This window comes from Methylobacterium currus (assembly GCF_003058325.1).
Classification (GTDB): Bacteria; Pseudomonadota; Alphaproteobacteria; order Rhizobiales; family Beijerinckiaceae; genus Methylobacterium; species Methylobacterium currus.
On record NZ_CP028843.1, the window covers coordinates 5,932,623 to 5,949,929 of the forward strand.

Annotated in this window: 17 protein-coding genes; 8 read left to right on the top strand and 9 right to left on the bottom strand. The window is 71.3% G+C overall.

Annotated features, from left to right (window positions below; all coding sequences use genetic code 11):
- Positions 1-32 precede the first annotated feature (32 nt).
- Positions 33-1,127, bottom strand: a complete 1,095-nt coding sequence (locus DA075_RS27195) for an extracellular solute-binding protein (RefSeq protein ID WP_099955881.1) — start codon at positions 1,125-1,127, stop codon at positions 33-35.
- Between the two features lie 282 nt (positions 1,128-1,409).
- Between DA075_RS27195 and DA075_RS27200 the strand changes: the two genes are divergently transcribed.
- Both DA075_RS27200 and DA075_RS27205 read left to right on the top strand, forming a co-directional pair.
- A complete protein-coding gene (locus DA075_RS27200) occupies positions 1,410-2,111 on the top strand; it encodes a response regulator (protein ID WP_099955882.1) in 702 nt (233 codons plus the stop codon).
- A gap of 389 nt (positions 2,112-2,500) precedes the next feature.
- A complete protein-coding gene (locus DA075_RS27205; protein ID WP_099955883.1) occupies positions 2,501-3,667 on the top strand; it encodes a PAS domain-containing protein in 1,167 nt (388 codons plus the stop codon).
- A gap of 63 nt (positions 3,668-3,730) precedes the next feature.
- Here the strand turns inward: DA075_RS27205 and DA075_RS27210 are convergent, their stop codons facing one another.
- Together DA075_RS27210 and DA075_RS27215 are read right to left on the bottom strand one after the other, a co-directional pair.
- Positions 3,731-4,267, bottom strand: a complete 537-nt coding sequence (locus DA075_RS27210) for a DoxX family protein (RefSeq protein WP_099955884.1) — start codon at positions 4,265-4,267, stop codon at positions 3,731-3,733.
- A 58-nt stretch (positions 4,268-4,325) separates the two neighbouring features.
- Entirely contained in the window at positions 4,326-5,597 is a 1,272-nt protein-coding gene (locus tag DA075_RS27215) for a multidrug effflux MFS transporter (RefSeq protein WP_099955885.1), read from the bottom strand.
- Positions 5,598-5,913: 316 nt separating this feature from the next.
- On the opposite strand from DA075_RS27215, the gene DA075_RS27220 reads away from it, so the two are divergent.
- Positions 5,914-7,170, top strand: coding sequence for a GGDEF domain-containing protein (locus DA075_RS27220; protein WP_123834450.1), 1,257 nt, complete (start codon positions 5,914-5,916; stop codon positions 7,168-7,170).
- Between the two features lie 112 nt (positions 7,171-7,282).
- On the opposite strand, the gene DA075_RS27225 is transcribed toward DA075_RS27220, so the two are convergent.
- The 3 genes from DA075_RS27225 to modA all read right to left on the bottom strand — a co-directional run bounded on the left by DA075_RS27225 (position 7,283) and on the right by modA (position 9,409).
- Complete coding sequence (locus DA075_RS27225) at positions 7,283-7,549, bottom strand: hypothetical protein (RefSeq protein ID WP_099955887.1); 267 nt, start codon at positions 7,547-7,549, stop codon at positions 7,283-7,285.
- 66 nt (positions 7,550-7,615) lie between these two features.
- A complete protein-coding gene (locus DA075_RS27230; RefSeq protein WP_099956841.1) occupies positions 7,616-8,326 on the bottom strand; it encodes a carbonic anhydrase in 711 nt (236 codons plus the stop codon).
- A 294-nt stretch (positions 8,327-8,620) separates the two neighbouring features.
- Complete coding sequence (modA, locus tag DA075_RS27235; RefSeq protein ID WP_099955888.1) at positions 8,621-9,409, bottom strand: molybdate ABC transporter substrate-binding protein; 789 nt, start codon at positions 9,407-9,409, stop codon at positions 8,621-8,623.
- A gap of 185 nt (positions 9,410-9,594) precedes the next feature.
- On the opposite strand from modA, the gene DA075_RS27240 reads away from it, so the two are divergent.
- The 5 genes from DA075_RS27240 (at position 9,595) to DA075_RS27260 (ending at position 13,532) form a co-directional block, all read left to right on the top strand.
- On the top strand, positions 9,595-10,404 hold the full coding sequence (locus DA075_RS27240; protein ID WP_099955889.1) for a glutathione S-transferase family protein: 810 nt from the start codon (positions 9,595-9,597) through the stop codon (positions 10,402-10,404).
- Between the two features lie 50 nt (positions 10,405-10,454).
- A complete protein-coding gene (locus tag DA075_RS27245) occupies positions 10,455-11,057 on the top strand; it encodes a TRAP transporter small permease (RefSeq protein ID WP_099955890.1) in 603 nt (200 codons plus the stop codon).
- Positions 11,054-12,379 (top strand): TRAP transporter large permease, encoded by a 1,326-nt coding sequence (locus tag DA075_RS27250; RefSeq protein WP_099955891.1) that lies wholly within the window; start codon positions 11,054-11,056, stop codon positions 12,377-12,379. The genes DA075_RS27245 and DA075_RS27250 overlap by 4 nt, the downstream gene beginning before the upstream one ends.
- A gap of 57 nt (positions 12,380-12,436) precedes the next feature.
- On the top strand, positions 12,437-13,015 hold the full coding sequence (locus DA075_RS27255; protein WP_099955892.1) for an NADPH-dependent FMN reductase: 579 nt from the start codon (positions 12,437-12,439) through the stop codon (positions 13,013-13,015).
- Between the two features lie 97 nt (positions 13,016-13,112).
- The gene (locus tag DA075_RS27260; protein ID WP_099955893.1) at positions 13,113-13,532 is read left to right on the top strand and encodes a YybH family protein; all 420 of its coding nucleotides are present in this window, start codon (positions 13,113-13,115) and stop codon (positions 13,530-13,532) included.
- Positions 13,533-13,539: 7 nt separating this feature from the next.
- On the opposite strand, the gene DA075_RS27265 is transcribed toward DA075_RS27260, so the two are convergent.
- The 3 genes from DA075_RS27265 to pcaF all read right to left on the bottom strand — a co-directional run bounded on the left by DA075_RS27265 (position 13,540) and on the right by pcaF (position 17,256).
- Positions 13,540-14,583, bottom strand: a complete 1,044-nt coding sequence (locus DA075_RS27265) for a KpsF/GutQ family sugar-phosphate isomerase (RefSeq protein WP_099955894.1) — start codon at positions 14,581-14,583, stop codon at positions 13,540-13,542.
- Between the two features lie 207 nt (positions 14,584-14,790).
- Positions 14,791-15,735: a helix-turn-helix transcriptional regulator gene (locus DA075_RS27270; protein WP_099955895.1), complete on the bottom strand. Its 945-nt coding sequence runs from the start codon at positions 15,733-15,735 to the stop codon at positions 14,791-14,793.
- 306 nt (positions 15,736-16,041) lie between these two features.
- Entirely contained in the window at positions 16,042-17,256 is a 1,215-nt protein-coding gene (gene pcaF / locus DA075_RS27275) for a 3-oxoadipyl-CoA thiolase (protein ID WP_099955896.1), read from the bottom strand.
- Positions 17,257-17,307 lie beyond the last annotated feature (51 nt).

Genomic DNA, 17,307 nt, shown 5'->3' on the forward strand with positions numbered 1-17,307 from the left:
GATCATCCGGAGCCGGATCGACGCTCGCGAAGTCATCGCTGCCGGACCTTGGCGCCGTAGCGGCGGCGCCACTCGGCCAGGATGCGGGGCCGGTTGCGGGCCATCCAGTCGAGATCGTTGCGGATCATCCGCGCCTCGGCATGCGGCGGGTAGAGCGGGCCCGGGCTGGAGACGCCCGGATAGGCCACGATGGCGTAGCTGCGGGCATAGAGCGCGTTGGCCTCGCGGCTCGCCGCCCAGTCCGCCACCCGCCGGGCCAGCGCCAGGTGCGGCCGGCCCGCCACGACCGCGAATCCTTCCGCCTCCCAGCCGGTGCCGTCGACCGGGACCACGATGTCGATCGGGGCGCCCGCCGCCTTCTCGGCGGCGCCCCGCATGTCGAGGGAGAGGCCCGCGGCGGCGTGGCCCGCGGCGGCGTCCTGGCAGGGGGACGACCCGCTCGGCAGGTAGGCGGCGACGTTCTGGTGCAGGGCATCCATGTAGGCCCAGCCCGCATCCTCCCCGAACGTCTGCAGCCAGCCCGCGACGAGGAGGTAGCCGGTGCCGGAAGCTGCCGGATCCGGCATCACGATCCGTCCCTTCAGGGCGGGGCCGAGGAGGTCGCGCCAGAAGCTCGGACGCGTGATGCGCTCCCGGCCCGCCACCTCGACGTTGAAGCAGATCACCCCCAGATAGGCGTCCATTCCGGTCCAGCTGTAGGGCGGGGTCGGATCGCGGAAGAACGGCCGCAGCGCCTCGACCCCGGCGGGCCGGTAGGGATCCAGGAGGCCTGCCGCCTCGAATTGCAGCAGGCTGGTGGCCGCGACCCCGATCAGGAGGTCGGCCTGCGGCGCGGCCCGCTCGGCAAGCACGCGGTCGGTGACGATCCCGGTCGAGGCGCGTTGCCACGCGATCTCCACCTCCGGCACCGCCGCCTCGATCGCCCGGCGGATCGGGTCGAGCTGCTCGGGCTCGAGCGCCGTATAGGCGACGAGCCGGGTGCGCTCCGCCCCGGCGGCGGGCGCCAATTCGGGGATGGCCAGGACGACGACGAAGAGGACGAGGACGGCGAGGACGACCCTCGCGCGGAGCCGCCGGGCGGTCGCGCGGCGTCCGCCCCTTCCGCTGAACGATGCCGGCCTGCGCATCGCGCGCTCCCTCCCGCCCGACCCGGGCTCGCTTGCTGCTTCGACGCGGGCCTCCCCTACGGGGGAAGCCCGATGAGACGCTGCGATGGCGTGCCGCACGCCCGGGCCCGGAGCCTCTCTCGCCTGGGAGGCCGCATGGTCTTGGCGCAACTCTGGCAGTCATTGCGAGTCACACGATAGGTCGTTGATATTGCCAGTTGTTCCGTGCCGAGAGGGTACCCACCCACCCCCGACCTGCTCTAGGATGACGGCCGCACGGACCGTTTCCAGAGACGCCACGGTATGACCCAACCGACTCCGCCAGTCGCCTTGATCGCGGATGACGACGACTTCTTCCGCCTCGCCGTGGTGGCGATTCTCACCCGCAGCTTCGGTTTCGCCGAGGTCGTCGAGACCGGCTCCCTCGACGCCGCCCTCGACCAGCTCTCGACCCGCCGCGGCGCCGTGACCCTGGCGCTGTTCGACCTCGCGATGCCGGGCATGGAGGGGCCCGGGAGCCTGAGCGCCGTGCGCGAATGCTTCCCGGCCGTGAAGGTGGCGGTGGTCTCGGCCTCGACCGAGCGCAACAAGATCCTCACCGCCCTCGAGGTCGGGGTCCACGGCTACGTGCCGAAGGGAATCGGCTCGGCCGAGCTGACCCGGGCGGTGGGCATGATCCTCGACGGCCAGATCTACGTGCCGGCCTCCCTGGCCGTGCTCGACGGCGCGGGTCCGCGCCCAGCGCTCGAGGCGCGCCCCGCCGGCCTCGACGGACGGCAGGATTGGCGCCAGGACGGACGCCAGCTTCGCATCCCCGACCTGACCCCGCGCCAGCGCGACGTGCTGGCCCTCCTGGTCGAGGGGCGCTCGAACAAGGAGATCGCCCGGCGGCTCCAGCTCGGCGAGGGCACCGTCAAGGTTCACATGGCGGCCCTCCTGCGCAGCCTCGGTGTGCAGAACCGGGCCGCGGCAGCAGTGGTCGGGGCGCGGCTGCTGGCCGATTGAACCGGGACGTGTTGCGAGGGACATCCCACGGTTCGGCAAAGAGTCGCGAGCGACGATTGTGTGGAAATAAAATCCCAATGTTGCTGGCGCGCTTGTCCACCCATCACCCGCACTCGTTGCGCGAAGCCAGGCGGACTTGATCCTGTCCTCTTTCATCGTCGGGCTGAGGGAGGCAGGTCGATTGATCGATACTGACCCTAGGTCATATCTTTACGACGGTTTGTATCTTGACACTGGGGCCGGCTGCTTTATCAGCTTAAGACGTGGTGGTGGAGAGGGCGCGGGGCCTCGCTCCAACGGGCGGCAGCTTGATCGCGGCAAGACGGAGCGCGGCCGCATCGCTGCCACGACCGGGTCCGCCGCAGCATGGAATGCGACGGGAACGAGCGATGGATCGGGAAGCGATCGGTGCCGAGAACATCCACGCTGCCCTGGACGCCTTGCTGAACCTGCCGCCGCTCAAGAAGTCGCCGCAACTCTCGGCCTTCCTGGCCTACGTGGTCCGTGAGAGCCTGGCCGGGCGCGGCAGCCTGCTGAAATCCTACACCATCGCGACCGACGCCCTCGGCCGCTCGACCAGCTTCGATCCGGCGACGGACGCCATCGTGCGGGTGGAGGCCCGGCGCCTGCGCCAGGTGCTGCAGCAGATCTACGCCGACCCCGCCTGCCCGCTCGACGTGCGCATCGACCTGCCCCTGGGCCGCTACGAGCCGAGCTTCCGGCAGATCGCGCCGGCGGCGGAATCGTCCGTGCCCTCCGGTCCGCAGGCTCCGGCGACGGGGGGCGTGCAGGAGAGCGAGCAGCGCTACCGTGCCCTGGTGGAGGCGAGCGCGGCAGTGGAATGGCGCTCCGGTCCCGACGGCAGCCTGACCCAGACCTTTGGCCTGAGCGCGCGGACCGGCCTCTGCGACACCGAGCTCCAGGGCTTCGGCTGGCTGTCGACCCTGCATCCGGATGACCGCAACACCGTCGAGGCCCTGTGGCGGGCCTGCTGCCTGAGCGGGACCCCGCTGGACGCGACCTACCGGGTGCGCCACCGTAACGGCCAGTATCGCTGGATGCTCGGCCGCGCCGTGCCGCTCGAGAACGCCGAGGGCGCGATCCGCGAATGGGTCGGCACCATGGCCGACATCGACGAGCAGGTCCGCGCCGCGGAGGCCCTGCGCACCAGCGAGGAACGCCTGCGCCTCGCCATGGCGGCGGCCGAGATGATGACCTGGGACATCGATCTGTCGACCCGGGAGGTCACCTGCTCGGAGATCGGCGAGAGCCTGATGGGCGTGACGACCGGCCCGCTCGACGAGTTCCTGGCGATGATCCTGCCGGAGGATCTCCCGGCCGTCCTCGCCAGCCTCGAGCCGGCCCTGCGCGGCGAGGGCACTTACGACGCGCAGTACCGCATCACCGACCACGAGGGCCATGTGCGCTGGCTTTCCGCCCGGGGCAGCGTGATGACGGCGTCGGACGGCCGCAGGCGGCTGATCGGGGTCGCCTGCGACATCTCCAGCCGCTACATCAATCCGCGCCGCACCGGCGAGCGTCGGATGTCGGCCTGACGCGGCCGGACCGACACCGCGCGGCCGGCATGACGCCCGCCGGGCGGCTCGCGCCGGCGCGCCTCAGGCCGCGGCCTTGGCCGGGCGGGGTCCGCGGGGCGGAGCGGCACGCTTGCGGGGCGGCTTCGGCGTGGACTCCTTGGCCGCAAGGGTCTTGGTGGCGGAGACCCGGGCGGCCGGCGCGGCGTGCTCGCTCCCGTGCCACCAGCCCTGCCAGCTCCAGTGACCCGGGCCGGTGACGGCGTAGGGCACGAAGCCGGCAGCGAGGCCGAGCTGAGCGAGGAACAGCTCCTGCTCGACCCGGGCGACGGCGCCGGAGAATTCCCAGAACCGGTGCAGGAGCAGCCCCGCCACCACCGCGTGGAGGCTCAAGCCCAGGCCGACGAGGCGCGGCACGAGGCCGAGCGCGAGGAGCAGCGGCCCGAACAGCCCGATCACCACCGAGGCGGTCGCGACGGCGTTCGGATAGGGCATCCCGGTCGCTGCGAGCGTGAGCGCGAAACCCGACGGGTTGAGCGCCCGGGCGATCGCCGCCGGCAGCAGAGCCGAGGCCAGGAGCAGCCGCCCGGCGAGCAGGATTCCGTCGTTGCGCCCAGCCATCCCGAGACACCCCCGTTGTCGATGCCGGGACGGTGGCGCGGGACCGGTTAAGGCGGCTCTACCGGACTCCGCTGCCGAACAGCCGGCCGCGCTCGGTCCACAGCACCATGGCGAGGGCGAGGCTGCTCAAGGCCCAGTAGCCGAGCGCGAGCGGGGTGACGGTGCCGTCGAAGGACTGGCCGACGAGGAGGCCGCAGAACGCGGCGAGCAGCGTAGTGTAGAAGCCGATGAACGACGAGGCGGTCCCGGCGATCGCCGCCAGGGGCTCCATCGCCAGGGCGTTGAAGTTCGGCATCGCGAAGCTCATCAGGAACTGGCACGCCGCCAGGGTGACGATCAGGAGCCACAGGGGCGGCTTGCCTGCGAAGGCCAGGATCAGGGCGAGCTGGAGGCAGGCGGCGAGGAAGAGGCCGAGCGTGCCCGCGTGGGCGAGCCGCCGCATGCCGAGGCGGCGCACCAGGCGCGCGTTGATCAGCGTCGCGACGCCCATCGCTCCGGCGATCAGCGCGAAGGCGACCGGGAAGAGCGGCCCGAGATGATAGAGGCCGGTGTCGAACACGGCTTGTGCCGAGCCGACATAGCCCATGATGCAGCCGGTGGTGAGGCCCAGCGCCGTGGCGTAGCCGAACGAGACGCGGGTGCGCACGGTGACGCCGATACCCGCCCCGATCGCCCGGGCCGAGACAGGACGGCGGAAGGCCGGGTGCAGGGTCTCGGGCAGCCGCGTGCCGAACCAGGCCAGGGTGACGAGCGCCAGCGCCAGCATCACGCCGAAGATCAGCCGCCAGCTGCCAGCGAACAGGACCGCGCCGCCCAGCGAGGGCGCGAGGATCGGCACGATGAGGAAGACCATCATGCAGAACGACATCACCCGGGCCATGTCGCGCCCCTCGTAACGGTCGCGCACGATCGCCACCGCGAGCACGCGCCCCGCCGCGCCCCCGACGCCCTGGATGGCGCGGGCGAGGAGCAGCACCTCGAAGCTCGGCGCCACCATGGCGAGCACGCTGCCGGCGAGATAGATGCCGATGCCGGCGATCAGGGCCGGGCGCCGCCCGGTCCCGTCCGAGATCGGCCCGTAGAGAAGCTGGGCGGTGCCGAAGCCCAGCATGTAGACGTAGACCAGCAATTGCAGCCGGTTCGGGTCCGCCACCGCGAAGTCGCGCTGGATCGCCGGGAAGGCCGGCAGGAAGCTGTCGATGGTGACGGCGGTTAGGCCCATCATCAGGGCCATCAGGGCGACGAACTCGACGAAGCCTGGACCGGCCCAACCCGGTTCGGCCCGAATGGTCTCGACGGGACTCGCTCCGCCGCTCGCGCTGCTCGCCATGGTCATCCTGAGAGACCGGCCCGCGGGAAGAAGGGCGGCCGGCATGGTCGCCGAGGAGTGCCGGAGGCCGCCCGCAACCGCAAGACGTGGAGGGGCATGGCAGCGATGCGGCGGCTCCCACGACCGGTCCGGCGCGGGCGCGGGGCGTCGCGAGATCCCCGCTCACGACGATCATCGAAGGACGACCATCATCGAAACCGAGGAGCAAGCCCCATTTTACGAGAAGCTCCTTTCCGAGCGTTCGGCCGCGATTCACGGATAGTTAGTCGGTTTGCCCTAGCGGAAGATATCCCTCTGGCAGGACCGGCAACGGCGTGTGACCTTGACTGTCGACGACAACGCCATGCGCCAGCGCGAGCCGGACCTCACCGGGCGCCTGGACCGGCTGCTGCGATTCGATGACTTCGTCGAGGCCCGACACGAGGCTGAGCACGGCCGGGCCCGCGTCGCCGGGCTGCTGCGGCTCATCCCGGTCGGGATGATCATCTACAACGTCTACAACCTCACCAGCTTCTCGCTCACCCCGGACATCGCCGGACTGAGCATCGTGATCCGCCTGCTGATCGTGACGCCGATGGCGCTGGTGATTGCCGGGCTGATCGCCCATGTCGGGCCGACCGCTCGCGAAGCGCTGGTCCTGGCCGGCATGATGGTGGGCGTCGCGGGTCCGATCCTGTTTTTCTGGCTGACACAGGCGCCGTTGGGCAACTACACCTTCGCCGAGTCGATCCTGGTCGTCATCTACGGCAACGTCCTGATCGCGATGCGCTTCCGCCACGCGCTCGCCTTCTCGATCGTGGCATTCGCCTGCGCCGTCCTCGCCGTCGACACCAAGGCGGGCCTCGACCCGACCCTGCGCGAGGTGTTCTGCCTGCAATTCGCGACCGCCTGCGCGTTCAGCCTCTACGCCAATTTCCGCATGGAGGAACTGCGCTGCCGCGAGTACCTGCGGACCCTGGCGGCGCAGCTCGCCTCCGAGGCGGCCGAAGAGGCGCGCCGGCTCTATCAGGGGCTCTCGGGCACCGACGCCCTCACCGGGCTGCCGAACCGCCGCGTCCTCGACGAGACTGCCGAGGCCTGGTTCGCCGAGGAGCGCCCCGCCGCCCTGATGATGATCGACGTCGATCACTTCAAGCCGTTCAACGACACCCTCGGGCATCCCGCGGGCGATGCCTGCCTGCGCCGGGTGGCGGCCGTGCTGGCGACCTTCGTGCAGGGTCCCGGCACCTTGCCCGACATCCTGGCCGCCCGCTTCGGCGGGGAGGAGTTCGCCTTCATCGTGCGCGACGTCGGCGCGCCGGAGGCGGTCCGGCTCGGCGCCGCCCTGGTGCGCGCCGTCGAGGCGCTCGGCATCGGTCATCCGGGACGTCCGGACGGGCACGGCGTCGTCACCGTCAGCGTCGGCATCGCCCTCAAGGGCGCCGGTGCCGCGTGCGACCGGGAGGCGCTGTTCGCGTCGGCCGACACGGCGCTCTATCGGGCCAAGCGCCTGGGCCGGAACGGCTATGCCCTGGCGGAGGACCGCACCGGCACGGCGCCCCCATGGGTGGCGGCGATCTCGACCTCCGCCTGACCCGCCGCGCCGGAGCCGGGACCGTACCGCGTCACCCGGCGGTGTCCCGTGACGGCCCGGATCGACATGGGAGCCCGCCTCGGCGGAACCGTGGACGGGATCGCGGCGTCGGTCAGCGTCCGGTGCAGCGCAGGGCCGCGCGCTGGCAGGCGAAGCCGGGCGTCGAGCAATGGATCCCGTCGGCGTCGCGGGTGCAGACGCGGCAGGAATCGGTCCATTCGCGGCAGCCGGGATCGTCGGCCGGCGACAGGACCGCGGGCTGGGGCGCCGGCCCCCGGGCCGGCGCGACATTGGCGACGACGATGGTCGCCAGGGTGGCAATGGCGGCGATCCACGCGAAGGCGGCGTCGCGGGAGCGGTCGGGTCGGGTCTCGGCCATGCCGGGGGTCCTCACCTGCCGCTCCTCGCCTGTCAATCCGTCGCTGCGCTTCTCGCGATCGCTGCGCTACTCGGCCGCCCGCGCCTCCGGCGTCGCCACGCCGGCGGCGGCGAGGCGGGGCGCGACGGCGGCCTCGGCCACCGGCAGCGTGTCCTCCTCGGCCAGGACCACGAAGCGCCCGACATCGCCGTCATAGACCAGCAGGTGCCCGGTCTCGATCTCGAACAGCCAGCCGTGCAGGGTGAGCTGGCCGGAGGCCAGCGCGCTCGCCACCGCCGGATGGGTGCGCAGGTGGTTGAGCTGCGCCAGCACGTTCTCCATCGCCAGGGCGTGGAGGCGGCGCTTGTCGTCGATGTCGTCCGGATAGGCGTCGCAGACGATCTTGCGGGCGACCTCGCCGTGGCGCAGCCACGCCGCGACGCTCGGCATCGTCTCGGCGAGGCCGGGAGTGAGCAGGCCCTTCATGGCGCCGCAATCCGAGTGGCCGCAGACCACGATGTCGCGCACGCCGAGCGCCATCACGGCGTACTCGACCGCCGCGGTCACGCCGCCCATCATCGTGGCGAAGGGCGGCACGATGTTGCCGACGTTGCGGGTGACGAACAATTCCCCTGGCCCGGCCTGGGTGATCAGCTCCGGCACGACGCGGGAATCGGCGCAGGAAATCACCAGGGCCTTCGGCTTCTGGCCGTCATGGACGAGGCGCTGATAGACGGAGCGCTGGCTCGGGAAAACCTGCTCGCGGAACTGGGTGAATCCCTGAACGATGTTGTCCATCATCGGCAACCTCCTTTCGCTGGCCGCAACCACGCAGGCCCGCAAAAGGGCCGCGCCACGGTGCCGAGAACGTCGGAGGCCCCGGCGGGTTGCCCCGGATCGCGACTCTCCCTCTGCGTCATCTGGCCCGCCGGCGGCGCGGGATGAGAGGCCGGCCGTCGAGCGTGGCCACATATCCGGCCTGCTGTGGCCGGCGGCGGGGGCATCGGCCGCTCGCGCGGCGGCGTTGGCGCGCCCGACGCCGTCCTGGCGCACGCGCCACGCGTCGGCAGGCTCGCGTGACGCGCGGCCGTCCTACTGCGACGCCCCCTCCCCGATTATCGTGAAGCCTTGCGCCTCGAAGAAGCGCCGGGCAGCCTTGCTCCTCAGGTAGGTGAGGAAGCGGGCGCCGCCCTCGCCCTTCGCCTCCGCCGTCACCGCGAAGGGATAGACCACCGGCGGGTGGCTGCCCTCCGGAAACACAGCCACCACCTTCACGCCCGGATCGGATTTCGCGTCGCTCTCGTAGACCACGCCGAGCGGCGCCTCGCCGCGGGAGACCAGCGCGAGGGCCGCCCGCACGTTGTCGGCCTGGGCGAGCCGCGGCTGCATCTGCGCCCACAGCCCCAGCTTCTCGAACGCCGCCTTGGCGTATTTGCCGATCGGCACCGAATTGACCTCGCCGGTGGCAAGCCGCCCGCCGGGGCCGAGCGCCCGGGCAAACCAGTCCGGCGTGAACGCCGCCTCGGACAGCCTCGCGTCCTTCGGGGCGACCACGACGAGGCGGTTGGCGAGAAGGTTCACCCGGGTCTCGGGCCGGATCAGCTTGCGGACGGCGAGGTAGTCCATCCATTCGAGGTCGGCCGAGGCGAAGAGGTCGGCAGGGGCGCCCTGGTCGATCTGGCGCGCCAGCGCCGAGGAGGCGGCGTAGCTCGCCCGCACCGGGATCCCGCTCTCGGCCGTGAAGGCCTTGCCGGCCTCGTCGAGGGCGTTCTTCAGGCTCGCCGCCGCGAACACCGTCGCGGGCTCCGCCGCCCGAGCCGGGAGGGCGAGGGTGGCGGCGACGAGCAGGCAGGCGGCCCGGAGGGCGCGGATGCGGCGCATGGCGGTGGGTCCTCGGTGCGTGGCGTTGGCTCCGCGTCATATGCCGCCGCGCATCGTGCCGAACAGCCCCGGGCCGGGGACCGATCTTTTCGGTCGGCACCAACCATCGTCGGGTTCACCCGACGTGCCGCCGCGTGCGACACTGCCGCCAAACGAACGGGACGGTTTGCGGGGGGACCAACGCCATGCTGCTCTACGAGCACCCGCTCTCGTCCTATGCGCAGAAGGTCAAGATCGCCCTGCGCGAGAAGGGCGTGGCCTTCACGGCCGAGCTGCCGGAGACCTTCGGGACCGGCCGGAGCGACGGTCGGTTCGCGGCGGCCAATCCCCGCACCGAGGTGCCGGTGCTGGTCGACGGCGATGTCAGCATCTTCGAATCGACCGTGATCCTCGAATACATCGAGGAACGCTGGCCCGAGCCGCCGCTGCTGCCTGGCGATCCCGCCGCCCGCGCCGTCGCCCGCATGACCGAGGAGGTCTGCGACACCCAGTACGAGGCGGTGAACTGGGGCTTCGGCGAGATCCTGTGGTTCCGCCGCGCCACCGGGGCGCTCGCCGACCATCTGCGCGCTGAAGCCGCGGCACAGACGAAAGTGTTGCAGGACTGGCTGACCGGCCGCCTCGGCGACGCACCGTGGTTCGGGGGCGAGCGTTTCGGCTGGGCCGACGCGGCGGTGGCCCCGATGGTCAACCGCTCGGCGCATTACGGGCTCGGCCCGGCGGAGGGCAGCCGGCTCGCGCGCTGGCACGCCCGGATGTGCGAGCGCCCCTCGGTCGCGGAGACCTTTCGGGAGTTCGACGCGGCGGCGGCCCGGATGGCGGAGGCCGCCGACCTCTACACCACCGGGGGACGCCGGCGGGAATACCGCGACCACCGCCTCGAATGGATGGTGAAGTCCGGCGGCGTCGAGGTGGTGCTGGCGGGCCTGCGCGACCGCACCATCCGCTTTCCCTGGCCGGAGGCCGACCTTCGGCCCGCGGGCGACGCGCCCTGACGCCCCCCCACTCGAGACAACACGCTTCGCTCCGCCCCCCGGGAGACCCCATGCACCCCCTGCGCATCCTCGACCGCCTCGAGGAGATCCTGATCGCGAGCCTGATGGCGGGCGCGACGCTTCTGATCTTCGTCGCCGTCGTGCACCGCTACGCGTCGGGCATCGACGCGCTCTATTCCATCACCGCCGCGATCCACCTCTCCTGGGCCCAGGAGCTGTGCATCTACATGTTCGTCTGGATGGCGAAGTTCGGCGCCGCCTATGGCGTGCGCACCGGCATCCATGTCGGCGTCGACGTGGCGGTGAACCAGCTGCCTCCGGCCTGGCGCAACCGGATCGTGCTGTTCGGCCTCCTCTGCGGCGCCCTGTTCACCGCGATCGTCGGCACGATGGGAGCGCGCTTCGTCTACGGCCTCGTCGATACCGACCAGACCACGCCGGACCTCGAGCTGCCGAGCTGGATCGTCTACCTGGCGATCCCCTTGGGCTCCTACCTGATGTGCTTCCGCTTCCTGCAGGTAGCGTGGAGCTTCTGGCGCACCGGAGAGCTGCCCCACCACGATCCGGGCCATGTCGAGGGCGTTGTCGAGAGCCCGCACGCCGCACAGGACCTCGCTGCCGAGGAAGCCCGCACCGGAGGCCCTGCCCGATGAACGCTGCCATCATCTTCGGGCTGCTGATCGCCCTGATGCTCACCGGCATGCCGATCTCGATCGCGCTCGGCCTCTCGGTGCTCACCTTCCTGTTCACCATGACCACCGTGCCGATCGAGGCGGTGGCGCTCAAGCTGTTCACCGGGATCGAGAATTTCGAGATCATGGCGATCCCGTTCTTCATCCTGTCGGGCAACTTCCTGACCCATGGCGGCGTCGCCCGGCGGATGATCAACTTCGCCACCGCGATGGTCGGCCACTGGCACGGCGGCCTGGGGCTGGCCGGTGTCATGGCCTGCGCGCTCTTCGCCGCCATCTCGGGATCGAGCCCGGCCACCGTGGTGGCGATCGGATCGATCATCCTGCCCGCCATGGTGGCGCAAGGGTTTCCCAAGCGCTTCGGCGCCGGGGTGATCACCACCTCGGGGGCGCTCGGCATCCTGATCCCGCCCTCGATCGTCATGGTGATGTACTCGGTGGCGACGAGCGGCGCGGTGGTGTTCGGGCCCGACGGCCAGCGCGTCTCCTCGGCCTCGATCTCGACGCTCTTCGTCGCGGGCGTGATCCCGGGCCTGATGCTGGCCGCTTTGCTCGGCCTCACCACCTGGTACCGCGCGCGCAAGTTCGGCTATCCGCGGATGCCGAAGGCCACGTGGCGCGACCGCTGGGTCGCGTTCCGCAAGTCGGTCTGGGGCCTCTTGCTGATCGTCCTGGTGCTGGGCGGCATCTATAGCGGCGCCTTCACGCCGACCGAGGCCGCGGCGGTCAGCGCCGTCTACGCCTTCGTGATCGCGCTGTTCGTCTACCGCGACCTCACCTGGCGCGACGTGCCGCGGGTGCTGCTCGATTCGGCGAACATGAGCGCGATGCTGCTCTACATCATCACCAACGCGGTGCTGTTCTCGTTCCTGATGACGAGCGAGCAGATCCCGCAGGCGATGGCGAGCTGGATCACCGGGGCCGGCCTCAACTGGGTGGTGTTCCTGCTGATCGTCAACCTGCTGCTGCTCGTCGCCGGCAACGTGATGGAGCCGTCCTCGATCGTCCTCATCATGGCGCCGATCCTGTTCCCGATCGCCGCCAAGCTCGGCATCGATCCGGTGCATTTCGGCATCCTGATCGTGGTCAACATGGAGGTCGGCATGTGCCACCCGCCGGTCGGCCTCAATCTCTACGTCGCGTCGGGCATCACCCGCATGGGCATCACGGAGCTGACCGTCGCGGTCTGGCCGTGGCTCCTGACCATGCTGATCTTCCTCGTCATCGTGACCTACGTCCCGGCGATCTCGCTGTGGCTGCCGCGGTTCCTCGGCATGATGTGAGATCCTGCCACGACCCTGTAGGCTCCGGGAGGCGTCACATCCACCCGGAGTTCCACCATGGCTCTCGTCATCCCGGTCATCCTCGGCTCGGTGCGCCAGGGGCGCAGCGGCCTGCGCGCCGCCCGCTACGTCGCGGGCGCCCTCGCGTCCCGCGGCCACGAGGCGCCCGTGGTCGATCCGGCCGAACTGGCCCTGCCCCTGCTCACGCGGATGTACAAGGAATATCCCAAGGGCGAGGCGCCGGAGCCGCTGGAGCGGCTGGCGACGCTACTCCGCCGGTCGGACGCCTTCGTGGTGGTCTCGGCGGAGTACAACCACAGCATCCCGCCGGCCCTGTCGAACACCCTCGACCACTTCCTGGAGGAGTATTTCTGGCGGCCCTCCGCCATCGTCTGCTACTCCGCCGGCCGCTACGGCGGCGTCCGGGCGGCGATGCAGCTGCGCGCCATGCTGGGCGAGCTCGGCACGCCGAGCATCCCCTCCCTGCTGCCGATCCCCGAGATCCAGAAGGCGCTCGACGAGGAGGGCCGCCCGCTCCAGCCCTGGCTGGAGCGCCCGGCCGGGCGGTTCCTCGACGAATTGACGTGGTACGCCGAGGCGCTGCGGGACAAGCGGCAAGGCGGCGTTCCGTACTGAGCGGGGCGTTCGCTTCGGCGGCCACCGAAGCGTCCGCGGCATGCGCAGGGCTACCGTCCGGCACCGGCCATCGATCGGCGCCGGAGGGGACTCGACCATGAGCGCAGACACCGCCATCCGCCACATCCACGAGCAGTGGCACGAGACCGTCACGCGTCGCGACATCGACGGGTTGATGGCGCTCTACGCTGAGGATGCCGTCTTCGAGAGTCCGCTGGTCCGGGTGGCCCGGCCTGAGGGCGGCACCGGGATCCTCGAGGGCAGGACCGCGATCCGGGTCTTCTTCGAGGACGGGTTCCGGTCGCCGGAGAACGGCCTCGGCCGCTGGTACCGCACGAACGTCGTCCTCTCCGAGGGGCGCCAGCTGGCGTGGGAATATCCGCGCGAGACGCCCGACGGCGACCAGATCGACCTGGTGGAGATGATCGACCTGTCCGCCAATGGGCTCATCGCCCATCATCGGGTCTACTGGGGCTGGGTCGGGGTCGGGACGCTGTCGCGCCTGCTCCCGCGATAACCCGGCGTCAGACCACTCCCGCCCGCAGGATGTCGTGGATGTGCAGGATGCCGACCGGGCGTCCGCGCTCCACCGCGAACAGGGCGGTGATCTGGCTGCGGTTCATCAGCTCCAGGGCGGCGCTGGCGAAGGTGCCGGGGGTCGTGGTGATCGGCGCGGGCGTCATGACCTCCTCGACCCGGCGGGCGAGGAGGTCGCTGTGGCCGTCGCCCCGGCTCATGTGGCGGCGCACGTCGCCGTCGGTGATCATGCCGACGAGCCGGCCGCCCTCGTCGACAATGCCGGCGCAGCCGAAGCGCTTGCCCATCACGGCGATCAGCGCCTCCGAGACCCGGATGCCGCGGGGCACCAGCGGCATCTCCTCGCCGGCATGCATCAGCTGGGCCACGGTCTTGAGCCGGGCCGCGAGCTTGCCGCCGGGGTGGAAGACCTTGAAGTCGCTGGCCGAGAAGCCGCGGCGCTCGAGAAGCGCTACCGCGAGCGCGTCGCCGAGCGCGAGCTGGATCACGCTCGACGAGGTCGGCGCGAGGTTGTGCGGGCAGGCCTCCTTCACCAGCGGCAGCGGCAGCAGGATGTCGGCGGCCTGGCCGAGCGTGCTGCCCGGGTTCGCGGTCATGCCGATCAGCGTCACGGCGAAGCGCTTGGCGAAGCTGATGAGGTCGCCGAGCTCGGTCGTCTCGCCCGACCAGGACAGGGCGATGACGATGTCCTGCGAGGTGATCATCCCGAGGTCGCCGTGGCTGGCCTCGCTCGGGTGGATGAAGGAGGCCGGCGTGCCGGTGGAGGCCAGCGTCGAGGCGATCTTGCGCCCGATATGGCCGCTCTTGCCGATGCCCGACACGATCACCCGGCCCGGGATGTCATGGATCGCCGCGACGGCGGCGCCGAAGCCGGCCTTCAGCTCGTGGTCGAGGGCGCGGGCGAGGGTCACGAGCGCCTCGGCCTCGGTGCGGACGCTGCGGATGGCGGAGAAATGCGCCGCCTCGACCACCTCGCCCGCAGCCGCGCCGCGCGCCGGCTCGTAGCTCTCAGCCCGGTTCGAACTCTCCATCGTGCTCCTCGACCCCGACGCGTTCCCTATCAGAGCCGATGAGCCTGCCGACTCATTTGCGGCCAGAATGCGTGCGGTCTGCCGCGGCGACGGCGATTTTCCGAAAAGCCCGCGCCGTCTGTGGCGGCCGGGCCTCAGCGTCTCTCACGACACTCCCGATCACCGGCGCCGCTCGCGATGGCGCGGCGGGAGTGTCGTGACATGTGCTCAAGCCCCGCGCCGCGTGCCGCCGAGATAGCCCTCGACCAGGCCGGTCAGCTCGGCGGCGGTCTCGGCGACGGTGTGGTCGGCGGTGTCGATCACCGCGCGGGCCCGGGCATAGAGCGGCTCGCGGCTCATCAGCACGGCCCGGATCTCCCGCAGCGCGTTGTCGCTGTCGGGCATCCGGGCCTGGGCGAGGCCCTTGGCGGCCTGCTCGCGCACCCGATGGATGTGCTCCTCAGGCCGCGCCTTGAGCCAGACGGTGAAGAACGACGAGAGCAGCAGGTCGAAGGTGACCGGCTCGGCGACGATGCCGCCGCCGGTCGCCAGCACCATCGGGCCTGGCCGCTCGGCGAGCTGGCGCAGGGCCCCCTGCTCCAGGCGGCGATAGGTCTCCTGGCCATAGATCGCGAAGATCTCCGCCACCGACAGGCCGTTCTCGCGCTCGATCTCGCGGTTGAGCTCGACGAAGGTCCAGCCCATCCGCTCGGCGAGGATCCGCCCGAGGGTCGACTTGCCGGCGCCGCGCAGGCCGATCAGCGCGACGCGCTGCGTCGGCCCCTCCCCGGGCGCCGCCGCGCCCGAGAGCACGCGCTTGGCCTCGGCGACCTGGTCGGGCCCGGCCTTGGCCAGCAGGTCGCGCACCACCGGCCAGTCCGGCGGGCTCTCGACCGCGGCGATCAGGTCCTCGAGCCGCACCCCCATGGCGAGCGCCACCCGGCGGAGGAGGATGATCGAGACGTTGCCCTGCCCGCCCTCGAGCTGGGCGATGTAGCGCTCCGACAGCCCGGAGGTCTGCGACAGAACCTTGCGCGACATCGCCCGCACCGCCCGCATGGTGCGGACGCGCTGGCCGAGGACCGCCAGGAACTCCGATTCCGGGTCGTCCGCTTCGGTGGCGCCGGCCAGGGGCTCGTCCGAGCCCGGGCGCGGTCCGTTCTTGCTGGGCATCGGGCTGCCTTACCGGGACCGGAGGGCGAAGCGGCGGCTTCGTCCGGGCGACGGGAGGGCGGGGCCGGAGGTGAGGCTGTAGCGGGTCATGGGATCGTCTGCGCCGCGGCGATCTCCGGAGGGAGAAGCGTCCGGGCGGTTCCTGGGGGACGGGCGAGAGTGGGCCATGCTTAGACCATGCCGCCCCGCCATGCCATGGTGCAGTGCGGGAGGACGGTGCCGATCACGGGGAATTCGCTCCTGCCCCGGACCTTTTCCACGGTGGGACGGGACGGCGATGCGTCGCCCCGCCGCGGACGCGTCCGCTCAGCCGACGCGCTCGACCGCCAGCGCCACGCCCTGGCCGACGCCGACGCACATCGTGGCGAGGCCGAGCCGCCCGCCCGTCCGGGCGAGCTGGAGCGCGACGCTGCCGGCGATGCGGGCGCCCGACATGCCGAGCGGATGGCCGAGCGCGATCGCGCCGCCATGCGGGTTCACGTGGTCGGCATCGTCGGGCAGGCCGAGGCCGCGCAGGCAGGCCAGCGCCTGCGAGGCGAAGGCCTCGTTCAGCTCCACCGCGTCGAAGTCGGACGGCTTGAGGCCGAGGCGGGCGCAGAGCTTCTCCACCGCCGGGATCGGGCCGATGCCCATCACCCGCGGCGGCACGCCCGCCGAGGCGAGGCCGAGCACCCGGGCGATCGGGGTGAGGCCGTGGCGCTCGGCGGCCTCTCTGCTGGCCAGCACCAGGGCGGCGGCGCCGTCGTTGACGCCGGACGCGTTGCCGGCAGTCACGGTCCCGTCCTTCCTTACGAACGGCTTGAGCTTGGCGAGGCCCTCGGCCGTCGTGTCGGCGCGCGGGTGCTCGTCGCGCTCGACCTTGACGTGGCCGCCCTTGCGGTCGGGAATCTCGACCGCGACGATCTCACGCGCGAAGGTGCCGTCTCCTTGCGCCCGGGTCGCCCGCTGCTGCGAGCGCAGGGCGAAGGCGTCCTGATCGGCGCGGGCGACCTGGTAATCCTCGGCGACGTTCTCGGCGGTCTCCGGCATCGAATCGACGCCGTACTGGTGCTTGAGCACCGGGTTGATGAAGCGCCAGCCGATCGTGGTGTCGTGGATCTCGGCCTGGCGCTGGAACGCGCCCTCGGCCTTGCCCATCACGAACGGCGCCCGGGTCATCGATTCGACGCCGCCCGCCACCGCGAGGTCGAGGTCGCCGGACCGGATCGCCCGCGCCGCCGCCCCGACCGCATCCAGGCCCGAGGCGCAGAGACGGTTGAGGGTCAGGCCCGGCACCCGCTCGGGGTAGTCGGCGAGGAGCAGCGCCATGCGGGCGACGTTGCGGTTGTCCTCGCCGGCCTGGTTGGCGCAGCCGAGGAAGACCTCCTCCACCGCCTCCTTGAGGGCCGGGTTGCGCCGCGCGAGTTCCGCCAGCGGCACCGCCGCGAGATCGTCCGCCCGCACCTTGGCGAGCGCCCCGCCGTAGCGGCCGATCGGCGTGCGCACGTAATCGCAGATGTAGACGTCCCGCGCCGCGCTCATGGGCTTCCCTCCCCGGCTTGATTTCGAAAAACCGGTACGGCTGTGCGCCGG